12 protein-coding genes and 1 pseudogene are annotated in these 17642 nt (G+C 66.9%); 8 read left to right on the top strand and 5 right to left on the bottom strand.

Annotation, left to right across the window (positions count from 1 at the left end; genetic code table 11):
• Positions 1–158 precede the first annotated feature (158 nt).
• Both drmD and ACFYP5_RS35480 read left to right on the top strand, forming a co-directional pair.
• Positions 159–3398 carry a DISARM system SNF2-like helicase DrmD gene (gene drmD / locus ACFYP5_RS35485; protein WP_389043485.1) on the top strand — a complete coding sequence of 1080 codons (3240 nt, stop codon included), beginning with the start codon at positions 159–161 and terminating at the stop codon, positions 3396–3398.
• On the top strand, positions 3395–7681 hold the full coding sequence (locus ACFYP5_RS35480) for an Eco57I restriction-modification methylase domain-containing protein (protein ID WP_389043483.1): 4287 nt from the start codon (positions 3395–3397) through the stop codon (positions 7679–7681). The genes drmD and ACFYP5_RS35480 overlap by 4 nt, the downstream gene beginning before the upstream one ends.
• Positions 7682–7769: 88 nt before the next feature.
• On the opposite strand, the gene ACFYP5_RS35475 is transcribed toward ACFYP5_RS35480, so the two are convergent.
• Positions 7770–7949: a DUF397 domain-containing protein gene (locus ACFYP5_RS35475; RefSeq protein WP_389043481.1), complete on the bottom strand. Its 180-nt coding sequence runs from the start codon at positions 7947–7949 to the stop codon at positions 7770–7772.
• 12 nt (positions 7950–7961) lie between these two features.
• A pseudogene (locus ACFYP5_RS35470) lies at positions 7962–8779 on the bottom strand (helix-turn-helix domain-containing protein).
• Positions 8780–9877: 1098 nt separating this feature from the next.
• On the opposite strand from ACFYP5_RS35470, the gene ACFYP5_RS35465 reads away from it, so the two are divergent.
• The 4 genes from ACFYP5_RS35465 to ACFYP5_RS35450 all read left to right on the top strand — a co-directional run bounded on the left by ACFYP5_RS35465 (position 9878) and on the right by ACFYP5_RS35450 (position 12793).
• Positions 9878–10933, top strand: a complete 1056-nt coding sequence (locus ACFYP5_RS35465; protein ID WP_389043479.1) for an EcsC family protein — start codon at positions 9878–9880, stop codon at positions 10931–10933.
• Positions 10934–11109: 176 nt separating this feature from the next.
• A complete protein-coding gene (locus ACFYP5_RS35460) occupies positions 11110–11691 on the top strand; it encodes a hypothetical protein (RefSeq protein WP_389043476.1) in 582 nt (193 codons plus the stop codon).
• Between the two features lie 95 nt (positions 11692–11786).
• Entirely contained in the window at positions 11787–12206 is a 420-nt protein-coding gene (locus tag ACFYP5_RS35455; RefSeq protein ID WP_389043474.1) for an ATP-binding protein, read from the top strand.
• A 335-nt stretch (positions 12207–12541) separates the two neighbouring features.
• Positions 12542–12793 carry a hypothetical protein gene (locus tag ACFYP5_RS35450; protein ID WP_389043471.1) on the top strand — a complete coding sequence of 84 codons (252 nt, stop codon included), beginning with the start codon at positions 12542–12544 and terminating at the stop codon, positions 12791–12793.
• Between the two features lie 246 nt (positions 12794–13039).
• Here ACFYP5_RS35450 and ACFYP5_RS35445 read toward each other — a convergent pair whose 3' ends face one another.
• A complete protein-coding gene (locus tag ACFYP5_RS35445) occupies positions 13040–13246 on the bottom strand; it encodes a type ISP restriction/modification enzyme (protein ID WP_389043469.1) in 207 nt (68 codons plus the stop codon).
• Entirely contained in the window at positions 13194–13550 is a 357-nt protein-coding gene (locus tag ACFYP5_RS35440; protein ID WP_389043467.1) for a type ISP restriction/modification enzyme, read from the bottom strand. The genes ACFYP5_RS35445 and ACFYP5_RS35440 overlap by 53 nt, the downstream gene beginning before the upstream one ends.
• Before the next feature lie 84 nt (positions 13551–13634).
• On the opposite strand from ACFYP5_RS35440, the gene ACFYP5_RS35435 reads away from it, so the two are divergent.
• Positions 13635–15602: a hypothetical protein gene (locus ACFYP5_RS35435; protein WP_389043464.1), complete on the top strand. Its 1968-nt coding sequence runs from the start codon at positions 13635–13637 to the stop codon at positions 15600–15602.
• Between the two features lie 418 nt (positions 15603–16020).
• Here ACFYP5_RS35435 and ACFYP5_RS35430 read toward each other — a convergent pair whose 3' ends face one another.
• Complete coding sequence (locus tag ACFYP5_RS35430) at positions 16021–16869, bottom strand: DNA polymerase III subunit beta (protein ID WP_389043461.1); 849 nt, start codon at positions 16867–16869, stop codon at positions 16021–16023.
• Between the two features lie 240 nt (positions 16870–17109).
• Between ACFYP5_RS35430 and ACFYP5_RS35425 the strand changes: the two genes are divergently transcribed.
• Positions 17110–17628, top strand: coding sequence for a hypothetical protein (locus tag ACFYP5_RS35425; RefSeq protein WP_389043459.1), 519 nt, complete (start codon positions 17110–17112; stop codon positions 17626–17628).
• The last annotated feature ends 14 nt before the right edge of the window (positions 17629–17642 follow it).

The raw sequence follows: 17642 nt of genomic DNA, 5'->3' as shown, positions 1-17642 counted from the left end.
TCACGCGCGGTTCGGCGTGACGGCCGGTCAAGATCTGCGGCTGTTATCTCTGTTCACAGGTAAAAGTGGGTGTTACGCTCCGTCTGCGTCGTTCGGGTGGGGGACCGACATGGTCTACGGACGACAGCAGCAGTGCAGATCGAGGGGGAACTCTGCCGATGTCGACAGCAGCCCAGCGTGAGAGCGGGCGGACCAGTACCGAGGAGCTTCCGGAAGAGGGGAAGCTTGTCGAGGTGCGCGGCCAGTCCTGGGTCGTCGCCCGCGTCGAGCCGTCCCCGGCCGCGAGCGAGAGCGACAAGCGCAGGGCCGCCACCCTCGTGCACCTCCAGTCCGTCGCCGATGGCCGCTTCGGTGACACCCTCTCCGTGATCTGGGAGGTCGAGCCGGGCCGCCGCGTACTGCCCGCAGGTTCCCTCCCGGACGCTTCCACGGGCCAGTACGACCCGCCGTCCCGCCTGGCCGCGTTCCTCGACGCGGTCCGCTGGTCCGCCGTGGCCTCCGCGGACGGAAAGACTCTCCAGGCCCCCTTCCGCTCCGGCGTAGCCGTCGAGCCGTACCAGCTGGAACCGGTCTCCCGCGCCGTCGGGGCCCCCCGTGTCAACCTCCTCCTCGCCGACGACGTCGGCCTCGGCAAGACCGTCGAGGCGGGTCTCGTGGCCCAGGAGCTGCTGCTGCGCGGCCGGGCGCGGCGCATCATGGTCGTCTGTCCCGCAGGGCTCACCCTGAAGTGGCGCGACGAGATGGCGGAGAAGTTCGGCCTGGACTTCACCATCGTCAACTCCGAGCACTGCGCCCGGCTCCGCCGCACCCATGGCACCGCGGCCAACCCGTTCCGTGTGCACCCGCTGACCATCGTGTCCCTGCCCTGGCTGCGCGGCACGAAGGCCCAGCGCCTCCTCGACGAGGTCATAGGCGCCCCCGAGGAGAGCAGCAACGGCGACCACAAGCGGTTCTTCGACCTGCTCGTCCTCGACGAGGCCCACCACGTCGCCCCGTCCGCCCCCAAGCAGGTCTACGCCGTCGACTCCCAGCAGACGAAGCTGATCCGGCGCCTCGTCCCGCACTTCGAGCACCGTCTCTTCCTCTCCGCCACGCCGCACAACGGCTACCCCGAGTCGTACACCGCGCTCCTGGAGCTGATCGACGACCAGCGCTTCGCGCGGGGTATGGACCCCGACAAGGAAGCGCTGAAGGACACCGTCGTACGGCGCCTCAAGGCCACCGTCACCAACGCGGACGGCACGCCCCGCTTCCGTACGCGAAAGACCGAGCAGCTCGCCGTCGACTACACGGACGCTGAGCGCGAGATCCACGGTCTGCTCGGCTCGTTCGCCGATCTGCGCCGCAAGAAGCTCGTCCCGACCGCCCGCGGTGGCCGCCGCGCCGCCGACCTGGTGACGCTGCTGCTGAAGAAGCGTCTCTTCTCCTCCCCGGCCGCCTTCTTCCACACGGTCCGCGTCTACCTGTCCCACCTGGAGGACACGGGCTCCCGTACACGTGCGGCGGCGGCCGAAGTCCCCGACTGGCTCGACGACTTCGCGGACATGGTCGCCGACCTGGACGACTTCGGTCTCGTCGACGCCGAGGACGCCGCACTCACCCGCTCCACGTCCCTCACCCCGGCCGAGGACAACCAGGAACTCGACCTGCTGCAGCGGATGGAGCGCTGGGCGGTCACCCATGAGGCAGCCGCCGACTCCAAGGCCGACCTCCTCATCCGTACGCTCAAGGCCATCTGTCGCACCGCCGACGGCAAGCACTGGATGAACGAGCGCATCGTCGTCTTCACCGAGTACCGCGACACCCTGGACTGGCTCCTCACCCTGCTCCGCCAGGAGAAGCTCACCGACGACGGCCGCGTTGCCGTCCTCCACGGTGGTCTCACCAGCGAGGACCGCGAGCGCATTCGCCTCGGCTTCCAGGCCGATCCGTCCACCGACGAGGGCGCGGTGCGCATCCTGCTCGCCACCGACGCGGCCGGCGAGGGCATCGACCTGCAGAACCACTGCCACCGTCTGATCAATTACGACATACCCTTCAACCCCAACAAGCTCGAGCAGCGAATAGGCCGCATCGACCGTTGGGGTCAGCGCAATGACCCGCAGATATCCCACTTCATCGGCTCCGGCTGGCAGCAGGCCCAGGCCGGATCGTACGAAGCGGACCTGGAGTTCCTGTCCCGCGTCGCGAAGAAGGTCGCGCGCATGGAACAGGACCTCGGTTCGGTCAACGCCGTCATCGCCGAGGCCGTCCAGCGCCGCATGACCGGCGACACGATGCCCGTAGACATCGAGAACGCCAAGCCGCGCACCATTCAGGGCCGCCGCACGGGCGGCGAGGTCGCCCCCGAGCAGAACGTCACCGCCCAGTCCAAGCGCTTGGCCGACCAGTACGACGAGACCGTCTCCACCCTCGGCTTGACGCCGGCCAACATCAAGCGAGTCGTCGACACCGCCCTCGCCCTTGACCACCAGCCGCCCCTGGCCCCTGACCGCAGCCTCGCCGAAGACTTCGAGCCGGGCGAGCTGTACGAGGTCCCGCCGCTCTCCGGCACCTGGGAACGAGCCACCCGTGGCCTCGCCCACAAGCTGCGCGAGGACGAACAGCGCCCCATCACCTTCGACACCGCCGTCGCCGCCAAGGGCCGTGAGGACGTCGTCCTCACCCACCTCAAGCACCCGCTGGTCGCCCTCTCCACGCGCCTGCTGACCGCCGCCGTCTGGAACGCGGACTCCGTCGGCCTGCACCGCGTCACCGCCGTCGTCAGCGACGACCCGGCCGTGACCACCACCCTCGTCTCCGCGTACGCCCGGTACGTCCTCGTCGGCAACGACGGCACCCGCCTCCACGAGGAAGTCGTCCACGCCGGCGGCTGGTTCGGCGACACCGGCCGCTTCCGCCGCTGGGAATCCGTACGCACTCAGGGCGGCGTCCTCGCGAAGGCGCTCACCGAAGGTACCGAGGCGGCCCCGCACCTCAGGCAGGAACTCACCACGGCCTGGGAGAAGCTGGCCAAGCCGCTCAATACCTCCCTCGAAGCCCGCGCCCGCGAGCGAGGCGACAGCCTGGAGCGAGCGCTCGCCGAGCGGCAGGCCGAGGAAGAACGCCGCATCACCGCGACCCTCGGCCGCTTCGAAGCCACTCTGCGCGCCAAGCTCAAGGAAGAGGGTGACGGCACCGGCGAGCAGTACGCGCTCTTCAGCGCGCACGACATCACCGCCGCCGAACGCCGTCAGTACGACGACGACCGAGCCCGCTGGCAGCAGCGCCTCGACGGCCTGCCCGGCGAACTGGAACGCGAACTCGCCGCAATCGCCGCCCGCTACCGCGACCCGCGCGCCCACCTCTTCCCCGTCGCCGTCGTCTTCGTGATCCCTGCAAAGGAAGCCCGCCGATGAGCCCTCGCCCCGTCTCCCGTGGTCTCGCCGCAGCCAAGGCCCAGGCGCTCGACGGCCGCCGCCAGCACCAGGAGTGGCTCGACCTCACCGAGGTCTCCGGCCCGTTCCTCACCATGCCGGTGCTCCGACAGCACTGGCCCCAGCTCGACGTCCTGGAGAAGGACGAACGGGCCCGGCTGCGCGCGCGTCACGCCGACTGGCAGAACGACACCACCGCGGGCCGCGACGAATGGGTCGCCTATGTGCTGCGCTCCCTCCTCGGCTGGGGCGACGCACTCACGCTGCGCCAGGGCGAGTCCGACGACCTCGGACTCGACCGCCTCACCGTCCACGTCCCGGAACACGGCGCTGTCCTGTGCCCCGACTTCGCCCTCGTCGAACCGGGAACCGACCTTGCCACTGAACCCAACACCGCGGCCGCCGCCAAACGCGTACGTCTTCTCGGCACGACCGTCCCCACCGGAACCGTCCCCACCTCACGCGCCGCCGCGGGCGCCGACTGGGCGGCGGCCCCCGCCGACCGCCTTGCCCGGCTGCTGCGCCACCACGACATCCCGCTCGGCCTGGTCACCGACGGCCGCTGGTGGTGCCTGGTCTGGGCCCCCATCGGCGGCGTCACGACCACCGCCGTCTTCGACACCATCGGCTGGAACGAGGCCGCCGAACGCAACGTCGTCCGCGCCTTCGTCTCCCTCCTGCGTCGCCGCCGCTTCTTCGAGTACGAGGAAGCCGAGACCCTGGTCGGCCTGCTCAAGGCCAGCCTGGCCGCCGGAGAGGACGTCACCGAAGCACTCGGCATCCAGGTCCGCCAGGCCGTCGAACTCCTCGTTGACGCCATAGGGCGAGCCGACGTCCGTGCGATGGACGCCGGCGCACCGGGCCTCCACGCGTCGGGTGTCGCGGCAGGCGAGGTTTACCGGGGCGCGGTCGCCGTCATGATGCGTGTCGTCTTCCTCCTGTACGCGGAGGAGCGCGGCCTGCTTCCGGCGGACAACGAGGTGTACGCGACGGCGTACTCCGCCCGCTTCCTGCGCGCCGAACTCAAGGCCCGCGCAGACGCGGACGGCGAGAGCGCCCTGGAACACACCACCTCCGCCTGGCACCGCCTGATAGCCCTCTTCCACGCGGTGTACGGAGGAGTGGACCACCCCGAGCTGCAGCTGCCCGCGTACGACGGCTCGATCTTCGCCCCCGACACGTACGCCTGGCTGGAGCTCAACACCCCGCTCCTCCCTATCGACGACCGCACGGTCCTGCACATGCTCCAGTCGGTGCAGGAGGTTCGCGTCGGCACGGGCAAGAACGCCGAAGTCCGCACCCTGAGCTTCCGCGCCCTCGACGTCGAGCAGATCGGTTACGTGTACGAGGGTCTGCTCTCGTACGGCGGCGAGCGCGCGGTCGAGGACATGGTCGGCCTGATCGGTCCGGAGGGCCTCGAACACGAGGTGCCGCTGCGGGAGCTGGAGTCTCTGGCGGCGAAGTCCGGCGGTTCGGTGAAGGCCCTGGCCAAGTCGATCCACGAGAAGTGGAAGGACCCGAAGCCCCCGGCGAGCGCGGCAAAGCTGGAGAAGCTGCTCGGCCCGGCCACGGATGACGTCGAGGCCCGCCGGCAGCTGAACGCGGTGACGAAGAACCCGGCGCTGAGCGAGCGCCTGCTCCCCTTCTTCGGCATCCTGCGCCGGGACCTGCGTGACCTGCCGATGGTCATCCCGAACGGCTCGCTGTACGTCACTGAGTCCTCGCTCCGCAAGAACACCGGCACGCACTACACGCCCCGCTTCCTGGCCGAGGACGTCGTCCGGCACGCGCTGGAACCCTTGGTCTACGAGCCGGGCCCGCTGCAGACGGCGGACGCGGAGGAGTGGCGGCTCAAGTCACCCGAGCAGATCCTGAAGCTGAAGGTCGCGGACATCGCGGTGGGCTCGGCGGCCTTCCTGGTCGCCGCCTGCCGTTACCTGGGCGACCGCCTGATCGAGGCGTGGGAGAACGAGGGTCGCACGGACGCGATGACCTACCGGGCGGGCCGCGCGGTGGACGCGGTGACGGCGGCGGATGCGGAACAGGACCCGGTGGTTGTCGAGTCGCGTCGCCAGATAATCGAGCACTGCCTGTACGGGGTGGACATCAACCCGATGGCAGTGGAAATGGCGAAACTGTCGCTGTGGCTGGTCTCGATGGACCCGACCCGGCCGTTCACCTTCCTGGACGACCGACTGGTCACGGGGGACTCGCTGCTGGGCGTGCACAGCATGGAGCAACTGCAGTCGGTACACTTGAAGCCGCAGCAGCAGTCAGACGTACTGGCCGAGCAGGCGCGGCAGTTGGTGGACCAGTTGACGCATGAACGCCTGGCAATCACGGCGATCAAGGGAGTGGACCTGCCCGCGCTACAGCGGAAGCGCGCGGGTCTGGCGGAGGTCAACCGTCACTCACGGCGGCTGCGCCTGGTGGGCGATCTGATTGCGGGGGCCGCGCTGGCGACGTGTGCGTCGGGTCGGGTGGAGTGGTACGCGGCGGACGGGGGCGAGCGGGTCAGGGACCTGTTCCCGCAGGCGGCGTGGATCGTGGAGAGGATCGTCGCGGACGGCGTCGAGGACGACTCGGACGTGGTGCGCGAGGCACGGGCCACGGCGGAGGAGTGGCTGGCGGCGGAGCTGCCGACGGGGGGACTGGAGCGGCGGCCGATGCATTGGCCGTTGGTGTTTCCGGAGGTGTTCTCGCGAGGGGGTGGGTTCGATGCGATTGTAGGGAATCCGCCTTTTTTGGGGGGAAGTAAGATCACGGGGGCCTTTGGTGACACATACCGTGAATGCCTTGTTGAATATCCTGCTCGGGGCAAACGTGGGAACGCTGACCTTGTGGCGTATTTCGTTCTGCGAGCGCATGATTTGTTGAACCGCCGGGGGCAGAGTGGTCTGATTGCCACGAATACTCTGGCGCAAGGTGACACTCGTGAAGTTGGTCTCGACCAGTTGACTGCGAGGAGAGTGGTGATTCGTCGGGCTATCAAGAGTCGGCGCTGGCCGTCGAAGTCCGCCGTTTTGGACTACTGCGCTGTGTGGGCAAGTGAAGCTGATGTTGCCGATGCGGCCGGCATTTTGCTGGATGCCTCCACCGCGCCGAACGGGATCTCGTCGTCACTCAACGCTACTACGCGGATGACCTCATGGGTTGAGAGGCTGAAGCGGAACGCCGAGCTGTCCTTCAACGGCAGTAAGGCTGACAGCCTGGGGTTCACCCTGCCGGCGGTGGAGGCTAAATCTTGGATCAATGATGATTCACGATACTCGGATGTCCTCTTTCCTTATGTGAACGGAAGGGAAGTGAATAATGATCCTGATCACCGCGGTGATCGTTGGATCATCTCCTTTCAGGGGTGGAGCGAAGATAAAGCTAAATGCTACCCCAAGGCGTATGGGCAGGTTCTACGTCAAGTAAAACCTGAGCGGGACAGAAATAATAGGATTGCCCGCCGTGAACGATGGTGGCAGTTTGCTGAGCGTGCTCCTGGCATGTACTCGAAGATTGCTGACTTGGATCTCTGTGTCGTCTTCACGCGACATACCCACACGGTTATGCCGGTGATGGTTTCGACTCGACAGATCTTTTCGGACGCGTTGGCTGTCATCGCTACGAGTGGCTTTGCTTCACTCGCCGTGCTGAGTAGCGCCCCGCACTACTGGTGGGCTATCGATTGTGGCTCAACGATGAAGGGCGACCTTCGATACACGCCGTCGGACGTCTTCGAAACTCTTCTGCGTCCGACAGACACCGACCGTCTATGCGCCGCCGGAGCCCACCTCGATACCTACCGCCGCGACCTGATGCTCGCCCGCAATATGGGTCTCACCGCCACTTACAACCTGGTCCACAACCCCGACTGCCAGGACGAGGACATCGCCGAACTCCGCCGCATCCACGAAGAGATCGACAAGGCCACCGTCGAGGCCTACGGCTGGTTCGACCTCCTGGACGACTACGGGCAGACCCCGCACGCGGATCCGACCCACGAGACGTTCCCGCTCGACCACGGCTTCCACGAGACCGACCAGGGCACCCGCTACACCATCGGCCTGCTCGCTCGGACCGAGATCATCGACCGGCTGCGCCAGCTGAACCACCAGGCGTACGCCGACGAGGTCCACCTCGGCCTGCACAAGAAGCCGGCCAAGCACCCGGACATGCCGAAGCCCTCCGCCGAAGCCATCCATAAGCGCAAGGAACAGCTCGCTGCGCGAGGTGGCTCGGACTTCGGCGAGGGCGCCGAGGGCTCCCTCTTCTGAGCCTTCCGCATGACGACGGGCTCGCCCGCATCACCTCACGCGATGCGGGCGAGCCCGTCGTTTCCATTCAGGGAGCCTCGTCGGCGCTCTACCCCCGCGCGAGCGACACGAACGCCGCCCACTCGCCACGGCCGACCCGTAGCACCGGCCCGTCACCCGCGACCTTCGAGTCCCGTAGGTACACAGCACCGTTGCCGGCAGCCCCCTCCACGCAGTCGCCGCCGTCCGATCCGCTGTACCTGCTCTTGAACCAGCGCAACTCGTCCACATTCTTCCATGCTCATGGCTCTCCCACCAGCCGTTCGATGAGCCGCGCAGACTCCTTAACGTTCAGCGCCTGCGATCGCAGCTTGCCTATCGCAACCCGAAGGAGCTGACGTCTGTCGGATCACTCACGGTGCACCCGACGCCTTGTGACTCGAAGTATCCGAGGTGTCGATGTTCCTTCGTCTGTACGGTGACGAACGGACCGTTCTTCCCCGGGTGGAAGCCCTGCCCGCCAGGCATCACCTGCACTTCCACATTCCTCAACCTGCTTACCTTCAGCACGTGTTCCCACTGGTTCCGCATAACCTCGCCCCCTCCCACCGGGTCGCGCAACGCCTCCTCGCCGATGATGAACGACAGCTCCGCCAGCGGGTCCCGCGTCAGCAGCTTCTGGCGGCTCAGCCGCGCTTCCGTGTGCTGGTCGACGATCTCCTTGCTCAGCGGCGGGCAGTGGCCGGCGAACACTGCCCGTGCGTACGCCTCCGTCTGCAACAGCCCCGGCACGAGTAGTGGGTCGCACGAGAGACGGCTCAGCACCTCCGCCTCGATGAGGGCGAAGTTACGGAAGAACCGGGGAGGCTTCGCCCGGTCCACCTCGCCCTGGAGGACTTCCAGTACGCCGCCCGCCGCCAGCACCCGTGCCGCGGCGACCGTGAACGCCTCCTTCGCGGGCCACCGTTCCTGCACGACCGAGGCAACCTGCTCCACCGAGTAGCCGATGGCTGCCCCCAGGGCCTGCTGGCTCAACTCGGCTCGCCTGCCCAGATGCTGGAGGAGCGTCCCGTACGCCACCCACACCCCCGGCAGTTCACTGTCCTCCTTGGCCTTCACCTTCGCCACGCGTCCGTCCCGCGTATCCCGCACTGCCCTCACGCCCTTCCGGCCACCCCACTGCGACTGAACATGGTTCAACAGCAGAGGCCATTCCCGCGTCACGGCTCCGGCCCCGTACAAAGCCCGTACAAGCCCAACAGCGCTGAACCAACACCCACGAGGCGGCGGCGTACGCGCGAGACATCACCGGGGCCTCAGCCGCGTAGTAGGTGGACAAGGCGAGGCTGATGCCATGCTTGGTCACCCCGGTGCAGATCGGCTCGACGCCGCTGAAGTGGTCCCGCAACTCGTCGAGGAATGTCACGAGTGAAGATGTGGCCGGTCAAGCTCGGCCGCGAAGAGAGCCGACGCCGCTTTGAGGATCCCGTTCGCCCGCCTGAGCTCAGCGACTTCCTTCTTCAGCGCCTTGACCTGGGCGAACTCCTCCGTTGTCGTCCCGGACCGGGGCCCCGGAGCCAATTTGCTCCCGGCGGACCCACTGGCACACCGTCTCTGCCGTACCGACACCGACTCTGCTCGCGACCGCCTTCATCGCGGCTCACTCGGTCTCGCAGTCGGGGCGCACCTCTGCGACCATGCGCACGGCGCGACGTTGCATCTCTGCGGTGTATGGGGAGGGACGCGCCATGACTCGATCCTCTCAAGGAATCGAGTCTCCATTGAATCCGGAACGGTTCAGTCCAAACGGCATTGGGTCTACACCACGGTCCGCGGCCAGACGATGCTTACTGACGTGGGCAGTTCCTTCTCCCGTCGTAGCCCAGCATCAGGACGTCACGGCCTCCGATTTTTGAGGGACCCGCTGCCAGCACTTGGCATCTTCACCACCCCTTCGCCGGCCCACAGCCCAAGGATGTCCAACGAACCACCTCCATGGACCTCGCCGGACGCGTATTCTGCTTCATGATGTTCTTCCAGGGGGACTCATCAACTACCGTTTCTCAAACTGGACTTGCGCCATTCACTGTGCAGACCCGGCGAATCTGACTGCGTTCTCGGCGGGAAGCTACAAGGAGTTCCTCGTCCAGCGGCGCAGACTCATGGCCGCGATCAGGCGGGACTGCTTCCAAGCACTCTAATTATTGAGGCGACGACATGACTCTCTCCGCTTACGAACAACGGGAGTGGGACCGACTCCAAGAGCGAAAGGCGGCTTCCCTCAACAAGCAGACGAGGAACGTCATTCCACAGCAGGCCCGGGACCGACTTGCTTCGCTCGGCCAGAAGGCGATGAGTGCCCCGGGCGCCGACAAAGTGGCTGCCGCCTACGGCGTAGCCGCAAAGGGCCTCGGCAAGGCTGTGGGAGACACCGCAAGCCGGACAGTGAGCAAGAAGCGTGTCGTTGAGCAGTATCGACGTTCCGGACATGACATCGCTGGGTTGGACGAGATCCGTGAGCTCGACCTGCGGGTCGTCGATGAGGTCGCGAGGCACAATCTGGTTCGGTATGGCCACGCGCTCTCGGCAGCGGCAACTGGCCTTGGATCTGCTGCAGCCGTCACAGGTGGAGAGGTACTCGCCAGCGCCGGAACAATCGCCGGCGCCGGCGCGGGTGCCGCACCCGGAATCGGAACCGTAGCCGGGGCGATGGCCGCCGACACTGCAATGATGCTCGCCCTTGCCACTCGAACGGTGGCTGCCACAGCTCTCTGTTACGGCTACTACCCGAGCGATCCCGAAGAGGAACTCTTCGTGATGTCTGTGATCGCTCTCGGACTGTCCACGGGCACTTCGGCGAAGACGGCCGCGTACGCCGAACTGTCCCAACTCACTCAGCTGCTGGTAAGGAATGCTCCTTGGGCGAAGTTGAACGAGAAGGTTCTCACCAAGATCGCCCAGACCTTCGCAGCGAGGTTCGCGCAGCAGCTACCGAAGAAGAAGCTCGGGCAGTTCGTTCCCATTGCGGGCATGGCTTTCGGTGCAGGGCTGAGCTACATGCTCATCGATCGCATCGCCGTTTCGGCGCGCGACGCGTATCGCGAACGCTTCCTGATCGAGAAGTCAGGCGGCGACCTGACCGGTGACCCGAACTACGGCGACGCCGGCCTCGCGCAGGATGATGACGCGATCGGCGTGTTCGATCTGCTTCGGGAGGAGGACGCTCTGCCGACATCTACCTCGTCCGACTCCGAGGGCCAGCCGGACAACTGAACTCGGCGAAATAGAGGGTTAGATCCGGATCAGCCGTCGCCGACCAGCAGCGAGAGACACGTTTGAGCAGGTCAGAGAGCCTTCTTTCGAAGATCCTCGATGCTGGCCAACCCCACTTGGGGGAGTTCGAGGTCTACTTTGACCCAGTCTTTCGACATCGCGAAGGGGGAATGAGCATGAGTGCGAACTGGGCGGGTTTGCTGATCGCCATCGTTGGCGTTGCGGGAACGTTGGGAGCCGCGCTACTTACACAGAACCGTGCCGACCGCACCAAGCGCATGGAACTTCAGGCCGCCGCTGAACAGCGGCGCCAGGAACGTGGGCATGCCGAGGCGCTGCTCGAGGCGGAGCAGGCCAGGCAGTGGCAGAGCGAGAGCCTTGAACGGCGGCGAGCCTGCTACATCACACTGAACACCGCCTCACGCCAGTACCTGACGGAGATGACCAATTACGTGCATGCGCTGCCAGGCAGACAGGACGTCGATGCGGCGCTGAACAAATTGGAAGTGGCCCGACTGGGCTTTCGGGACAGTTACGCGGAGTCCCAGATGGTCTTTCCGGACGCGGTGCTGCGTGCCGCTAGCGCGGCCAAGACGGCTTTGAACACCGTGTACGGCACGCTCAGGAAGTACGGAGCTGAACCCTCCGCATACGCCGAGGAACTGGAGGCCTTGGAAGATGCGTTCCACGAGCAGGTCTGGCCTTACCTGGGGGCACTGAAGCAGTCGATGCGTGCTGATCTGGGCATCGACGACTGACGAACCCGTGCGCGACAGGCGGCGAGACGACGCTGCTTCGATCGTCAGCGCTTGCCGACGGTCGTACTGCGGCGGCCCCGTACAACGGCCGTACCGTGCGCCGTGGTACGGCGGGGTGCCCTGGCCGATACCGAGGGCACGGCGGCACGGTGGCCGCATGTCACCGAGAAGCGTCGCCGCCGGACTCCGTGCCGAGCCGGCCGAGTTCGTCATCCGCCTCAGCAGTACCCCCGCGAGGAGCCCGTCTTGCGCGGCGGCTGGCCGAACAGCAGCTGGCCGCGTGGGGGATCGCGTACGGCTCCGGCACCGCCCGGACCGTCGCCCTGGTCACCGCCGAGCTGGCTTCCAACGCGATCACCCACGGCCACCTACCCGGCCGCGACTTCCGCCTGACCCTCCTGCTCCTGCCTCAGGCGGTCCGCATCGAGGTACATCCGCCCGGGCCGCCTCCCGCCCCAGCCGCCACCCGGTCCCGTCCCCACCCGACGCGGGCTCGGGACGCGGTCTCCTCCTGATCGACGCCTTCGCGAACCGCTGGGGCTGCACAGTCCGCGACGCCTACACCAAGACGGCCTGGGCGGAGGTCGCGCGGTCCGCCTGACTCCATTGCCGTGCAGGCAGACGGGGCAAACCGCAGTGGACGCCGCGGCAGCGCGAGGGTGCTGAGAAGCGTCTGCCCCCGCATGGTGCGGGCCATGCTTGTCTCCACCGGTCATCTGTCGCCGCCCAGCAGCACCTGTTGAGGGACCTGGATCTCTGCGACCTACCGGCTCCCGAAGCGGCACCGGAGTCTTGCGCGGCCCGGGACCTCGACACGCACGAGGTCCGGGATGTCCTGCCCACGCTTTTGTTGGCAGGGCTCGTCGAGCAGCGGGACGGTGACGGGAGCACCCTCCGGCTCACCCCGGTCGGAGCGGCGGCCCTGCGCGCTGCAAAGTGCGACGAGTTGACGGCTCCTCTGAGCGCGGTGGCCTCCTACGCCAACACCGTGTCCGGCGGTGCGGCGCCCCGCCCCGCCGGGTATGCCCTGAAACGACTTGCGGAGGGGACGTGGACCCTGGAGCAGGCGGAGGCCCACGTCCGCACCGGGGGTGGCGAGTAGCGACGGTTCATGCGTCGCCCGGTCGGTCGGTCCAGGACGACGCGGCGCCGGGCGCGGTTTGCCCGGGGCTGCGGTGGGAGAACACCTGTCGATGTGAGGTCGGTGGTGGTGACGACCCGTGAACTCACGATCTTCGTGCTAAGTGCCTGCTGCGCCGGAGGGAGTTCGACCAGCCGACGCAGTACGGACAATAAGACGATCAGCTCCTCGGTCCGCTCGCTCGGCCAGGACGTGACGTGGGTGTCGTCAAGCGGGCTGGTCCTCCGGCTGGTGGGGGAGGCCTTCCGGTAGGCGAACCAATTTCTTGGCGATGAGCATGCCGCCGACCTCGTAGTTCCAGATTTCCGGCGGGACCCCTGTGAAAGCGCCCGGTCCGACGCGCAGGGTGCCGGTCTCCTCGTCATAACTCAGCGTGTCGGGTACGGCGGAACCGATCCGCGTCGCGTACCGCACCTGGCGGGTCTCCCCGAGAAAAGCCGACGCCGTCCTGATCAGATGCCGACGCGTCGGGTCGGGTGCCGCTCTCGCCGTAGGTCGCCGCCCACAGGAACTCGTGACCGATGCGAACCGCTTCGCTCCACAGCTCCGGGTCACGGGTGAGGGGCAACCGGACTCCCGGGGTCAGCAGTTCCTCGGCGAAGTACTCGGTGAAGGCGCTGTGCCCTGCGACGGCCATCGCGTAGGCGGTGAGGTCGCGCACGGTCACCTTGTCCAGGCCGAGTGCACCGGCCAGGTACCGGAGCAGGCCGGTGGGCACAGTCCCGTCCCTCGGAGAAATTTGTTGTGAACTCAGTACATGGTCGGCATACTGATGTAGTTCGCATCGTCTTTGCCTGATTGGGTGACCATGCCCTTGGGCGTCCCACTGCGAGGTTCCATGCTCGACCACCGTCTCGTGCAGACAGCCGTGATCGGTCACAAGAACTCCGATCACCCGGTCATCCTGCCGATGGACGTTTGGGAGCTGGACAGGTGGCGCAAGGCGCACCCGAACTACACCTACTGGTGCGGGCTGCAACTTGGGGGCTGTGGCAGCGAGCTGAGCGACCGGCGCTACACGACGAAGGTGTGCCACTTTGCCCACCACCCGACTGCCCCGGCCTGCCACCGCAAGCACAACGGCGAATCCAGCGCCGATCACCTCTTCATCAAGCGGGGCCTGCGTAACCTGCTCATCAAGTACGAGCAGCGCGGCAGTGTGAAGACGCATGACCTCGGCTCGGGACCCGGCGGCGCGGTGGACCTGCACCTGCCCGCTGCCGGCCGCAAGCTCCGCTTCCAGCTCTCACGGCTCGACTACCGAGGCTGGCGCGCGGCGAATCTCACCCTGGCCGACGACGTGGACGAGGTCGACTGGCTCTTCAGTACGGACGGCCCGCTCACCGAGGAACTCCTCGCCCGCAACGGCTACAGCCTTCGCTTCCGCCTGGAGACCGTGGGCGGCGAGCGCCGCGTGTACATCGGCGCCCAGACCTACGACGAACCGTCCGTACGTTGGGACTTCTTGGAGGACTGCCGGATCACGCAGGCCGGACTGCTGACGCCGTTCACAGAGGCCGTACGCATACCCGCTTGGCGCCCGGAGCCGTTCGCGTTTCCCATCGATGGTGGCGTGGTCTTCGCCCTGGACCCCGAAGCCCCCGTCCCCAACGACTCGCCGTTCGCCGCCGAGGGACGCCGCCTGGTCATGGCGGACGTCAAACCGTTCGGCAGTTCCATCGTGCGCGCGGTGATGTCCCTGCCCGGCGACACCGAACTGCCTCCGGCGAAGTACGTCTACCGCGCAACCGACCGCGCGCGTCTACTGGTTCGCGAGGGCGCCGACGGGTGGGCCGTCCACCTGGACGGTTTCGTCCGCCTCGACGCGCACGAAGCCGCCCCCACGGGGCTGGCCCGGACACTCCCCGAGGCGCCTGAGACCAAGCCGGTTCCGGCCCCTCGGACGAAGCAGCCGGATCACCAGCCGCCTATCGCGCCCGTGAAGGCACAGCTTCCAGCGGCGGCGGACCAGCGGCATCAGGCGAAGAAGGGTGTGACGCTCACCCGAGACCAAGCCATCGTTCGTGCCCGTGAGCTTCTGAGGGGTGGCGCACCTCGAGGGCGCACGTTGCTCTGGTCCGCCCTGGCCTCGTATCTCGGTGAGCCCCTCGTCAGCATGTCCGAGCGCGACCGCATCGACTTCCTCGTCGAGGTCGACAGCCCACTCTGGGACACCAAGCCGGTCTTGTCGGTGCTGCTCCGCGAGGACGTGGGCCTCTTGCCGTGTCTGCCCGCCGTACTGGAGAAGCTCGGGGTCAGGGGCACCGGGGGCCTGTCGGCCGACTCGCCCACCTTGCGCGCGTGGGCGGCCCGGGAGAGGGAACGGGCCATCGCGATATATGCGAAGCCGCCGCGCGCAGTGGAACGCCGACTGCCCGTCACCAATCCGGCGCGCACGCTGACCAAGAAGCAGCAGAGGGAAGTGGATGCGTCGATCAGGCGCATCCAACAGCACAAGAACAAGCACGACCTGACGGGGGCCAAGACTCAGGCCTCCACTGCCGAGGAACGGCGGAAGGTTCGTGAGGCGATCGATCGCGTCGAGAGGAAGATATCCGTCCTCGGCAATGGATTTCCTGCGAGCAAGCGGGCACCCCGGACCGTTCGCCGCGCCCGCCTATGGCTGAAGTTCGCCACGCCGGGCTCTGCGATTCCTTCCAACCCCTCGAAGCTCGAGCAGCAGGCTCTCAGAGCGAGCGCTGCCGGTCTCCTTGCCGAACTGGGCGAGAAAGCACGGGAGTTGGCAGCAGTGAAGGCCAAGTTTTGGTGACTGGACCCACGCGTGGGTCAGCCAGGAGGCGCACCGCGGAGGGACGCCCAGCCGTCGCCGTCGGGGACTTCGAGCCAGGCGCCACGCTCCGCTCGGCTTGAGCGGACGAAGAGACCCGGTCCTCACGCACGTGGGTGACCGGGTCTCTTTGCGTGTGCGTGTGCCCAGATGGGGGCGCGCCTCTCAGTAGGGGGCGCAGGGTTGCCTTCGGGGCGAATGCGCGTGGGACGGTCGTGCCGAGGCGATAGTGTCCGTGTCTGGCGACCCGTTCTCTGGGGCGCCCCCTTCCAAGGACAGGTGCCGCTGGAGGGTCCAGCGCACCCGGTACGCCGGACGTAAGCCGTCTCCGCGCACGTCGGCTGCCGAACCGAGTGATCAAGTTCGACGTACGATTCGACGCCGAAGGTCAAAGATCACGTTAGTTTTCCAGGCGGACCGGCATCAGTATCGAGAACGTGTCCTCGTCGTCGGGCCGACGGATCGCGATGGGGGCCGTCGGGGCGCCGAACTCCAGGATCAGTTGGTCTCGGGCTCCGGCGGAGAGCGCGTGCAGCATGAACTCGCGGTTGACGGCGACCTGGCTCTGGTCGTCGTCACCGTCCTCGCAGATGGTCACCGTGCTGTCGTCCGTCACCTTGAGCACGCTGAGGTCGCAGGTCACGCCGTCCTGTTTGCGCGTATCGCTCATGCGGATGGGACCGGTCTCCACCGCTTCCTGGAAGGCCGGCACGTCGACGAGGACGCGTCGCCCGGCCGGCAAGCGGACGAGGCGACGGTAATCAGGGAAGTCGTGGTCCAGGCACTGACCGGCCGCTTGACGGTCACCGGTCTCCAACGTCACGCGGTCACCGTCTACAGCGAGCTGGACAGGTTCCTCGCCACTCAGCAACGCCCGCATCGCGTCGGCGAGCGGAACGGGCACGATGACCTGCACACGGGGCCCGCCGTTCACCGTGGCGCCGGTTTGCGCGACAGCCATCCGGTACCGGTCGGTGGCCACGACGCGGAGTGCCTCGTCCTCGATGTCGAACAGGACACCGCCGAGCATCGGCAGCTCCGGGTCGGTACTGGCGGCGAATCGGACCGCGTCCAACGCGGCGGCCAGCTCAGGCGCGGAGACGGTCAGTCGGACGGCGGCGGTGTGGAGTGGCGTCATGGGGTTCTCCCTGTGTTCGAGTAGTGCTCGGAGCGTGGAGAACTCGGTGCGGGCGTCGGACAGTCCCACGCCCAGTCCGCTGCCCCGGGCCATTTGACCAATGCTGCGCATCTCGCTCTCCACGTCCAGCACTCTGAGCCCTTCACAAGGTCGAGGGTCAATCTCGGCATCAGTCCGAAACTGCCAGCGGTCACGTAATCCCCCACTGAAACTCAGGCATGAGTCCATGAGAGAGAGGACCCCTCGGTGGAGTCACCGAGCCGGGTACAGGCTGTCGTAGCCGGGTGAGAGTCTGGACCGGTGCTGATACAGGGATTCGAGAACGCCCCCGTTGTCGCGGGGGAAGGACTTATGGAGCTGCCGGGCTTCTGGGCGGCCTACCTGATGTGGCTGAGCCAGACAGAGGACTACGACCCTGTTCCGGGATGGTTCGGTGTCGACGGGGCGGACGCTGATGCGGCCTGCGATGCGCTGAGCGACGAGGACCGGTGGCCTGTCTTTCGGATCCCGTTCGCGGGTGGCCATACCGCGCTGGTCCTCGGACGTAACGTTCCCGACGATCCGGAGACGGAGTACTTCATCACCCACCCCGAGTGGGAACGGCACGGCCATCTGGCCACCGTCGGCGGCCATCAGGCCGGTCCGGGGCTGGCCTGGCGAGAGCTCCACCACATAGCACGCACACCCAACCTGAACAGCGCGGGAGTCCACGCCGAACACGCACGCCTGCTCCTCCTGTTGTCGACGCTCGGTGACCACGACCTGCCCCAGGATGCCGCAGCCGTACTCACTGATCGTTTCAGAATGAAGTTTGGTGTGGGGCTTGGCAGTTGGGTGTTGTTTCGGCAGGATCTGGTGAGTGCCTGTTGATCTTGTGCCTGATG

This window comes from Streptomyces sp. NPDC005262, assembly GCF_042872425.1.
In the GTDB taxonomy this organism is placed as follows: Bacteria; Actinomycetota; Actinomycetes; order Streptomycetales; family Streptomycetaceae; genus Streptomyces.
This window is presented reverse-complemented; position numbering and strand designations above follow the sequence as displayed.

Bases quoted from the DNA above. Each gene is read 5' to 3' on its own strand.
- ACFYP5_RS35425 (WP_389043459.1), top strand. From the start codon at position 17,110: ATGGAGCTGCCGGGCTTCTGGGCGGCCTACCTGATGTGGCTGAGCCAG.
- ACFYP5_RS35430 (WP_389043461.1), bottom strand. From the start codon at position 16,869: ATGCGCAGCATTGGTCAAATGGCCCGGGGCAGCGGACTGGGCGTGGGA.
- ACFYP5_RS35465 (WP_389043479.1), top strand. From the start codon at position 9,878: ATGACTCTCTCCGCTTACGAACAACGGGAGTGGGACCGACTCCAAGAG.
- ACFYP5_RS35480 (WP_389043483.1), top strand. From the start codon at position 3,395: ATGAGCCCTCGCCCCGTCTCCCGTGGTCTCGCCGCAGCCAAGGCCCAG.
- ACFYP5_RS35460 (WP_389043476.1), top strand. From the start codon at position 11,110: ATGAGTGCGAACTGGGCGGGTTTGCTGATCGCCATCGTTGGCGTTGCG.
- drmD (WP_389043485.1), top strand. From the start codon at position 159: ATGTCGACAGCAGCCCAGCGTGAGAGCGGGCGGACCAGTACCGAGGAG.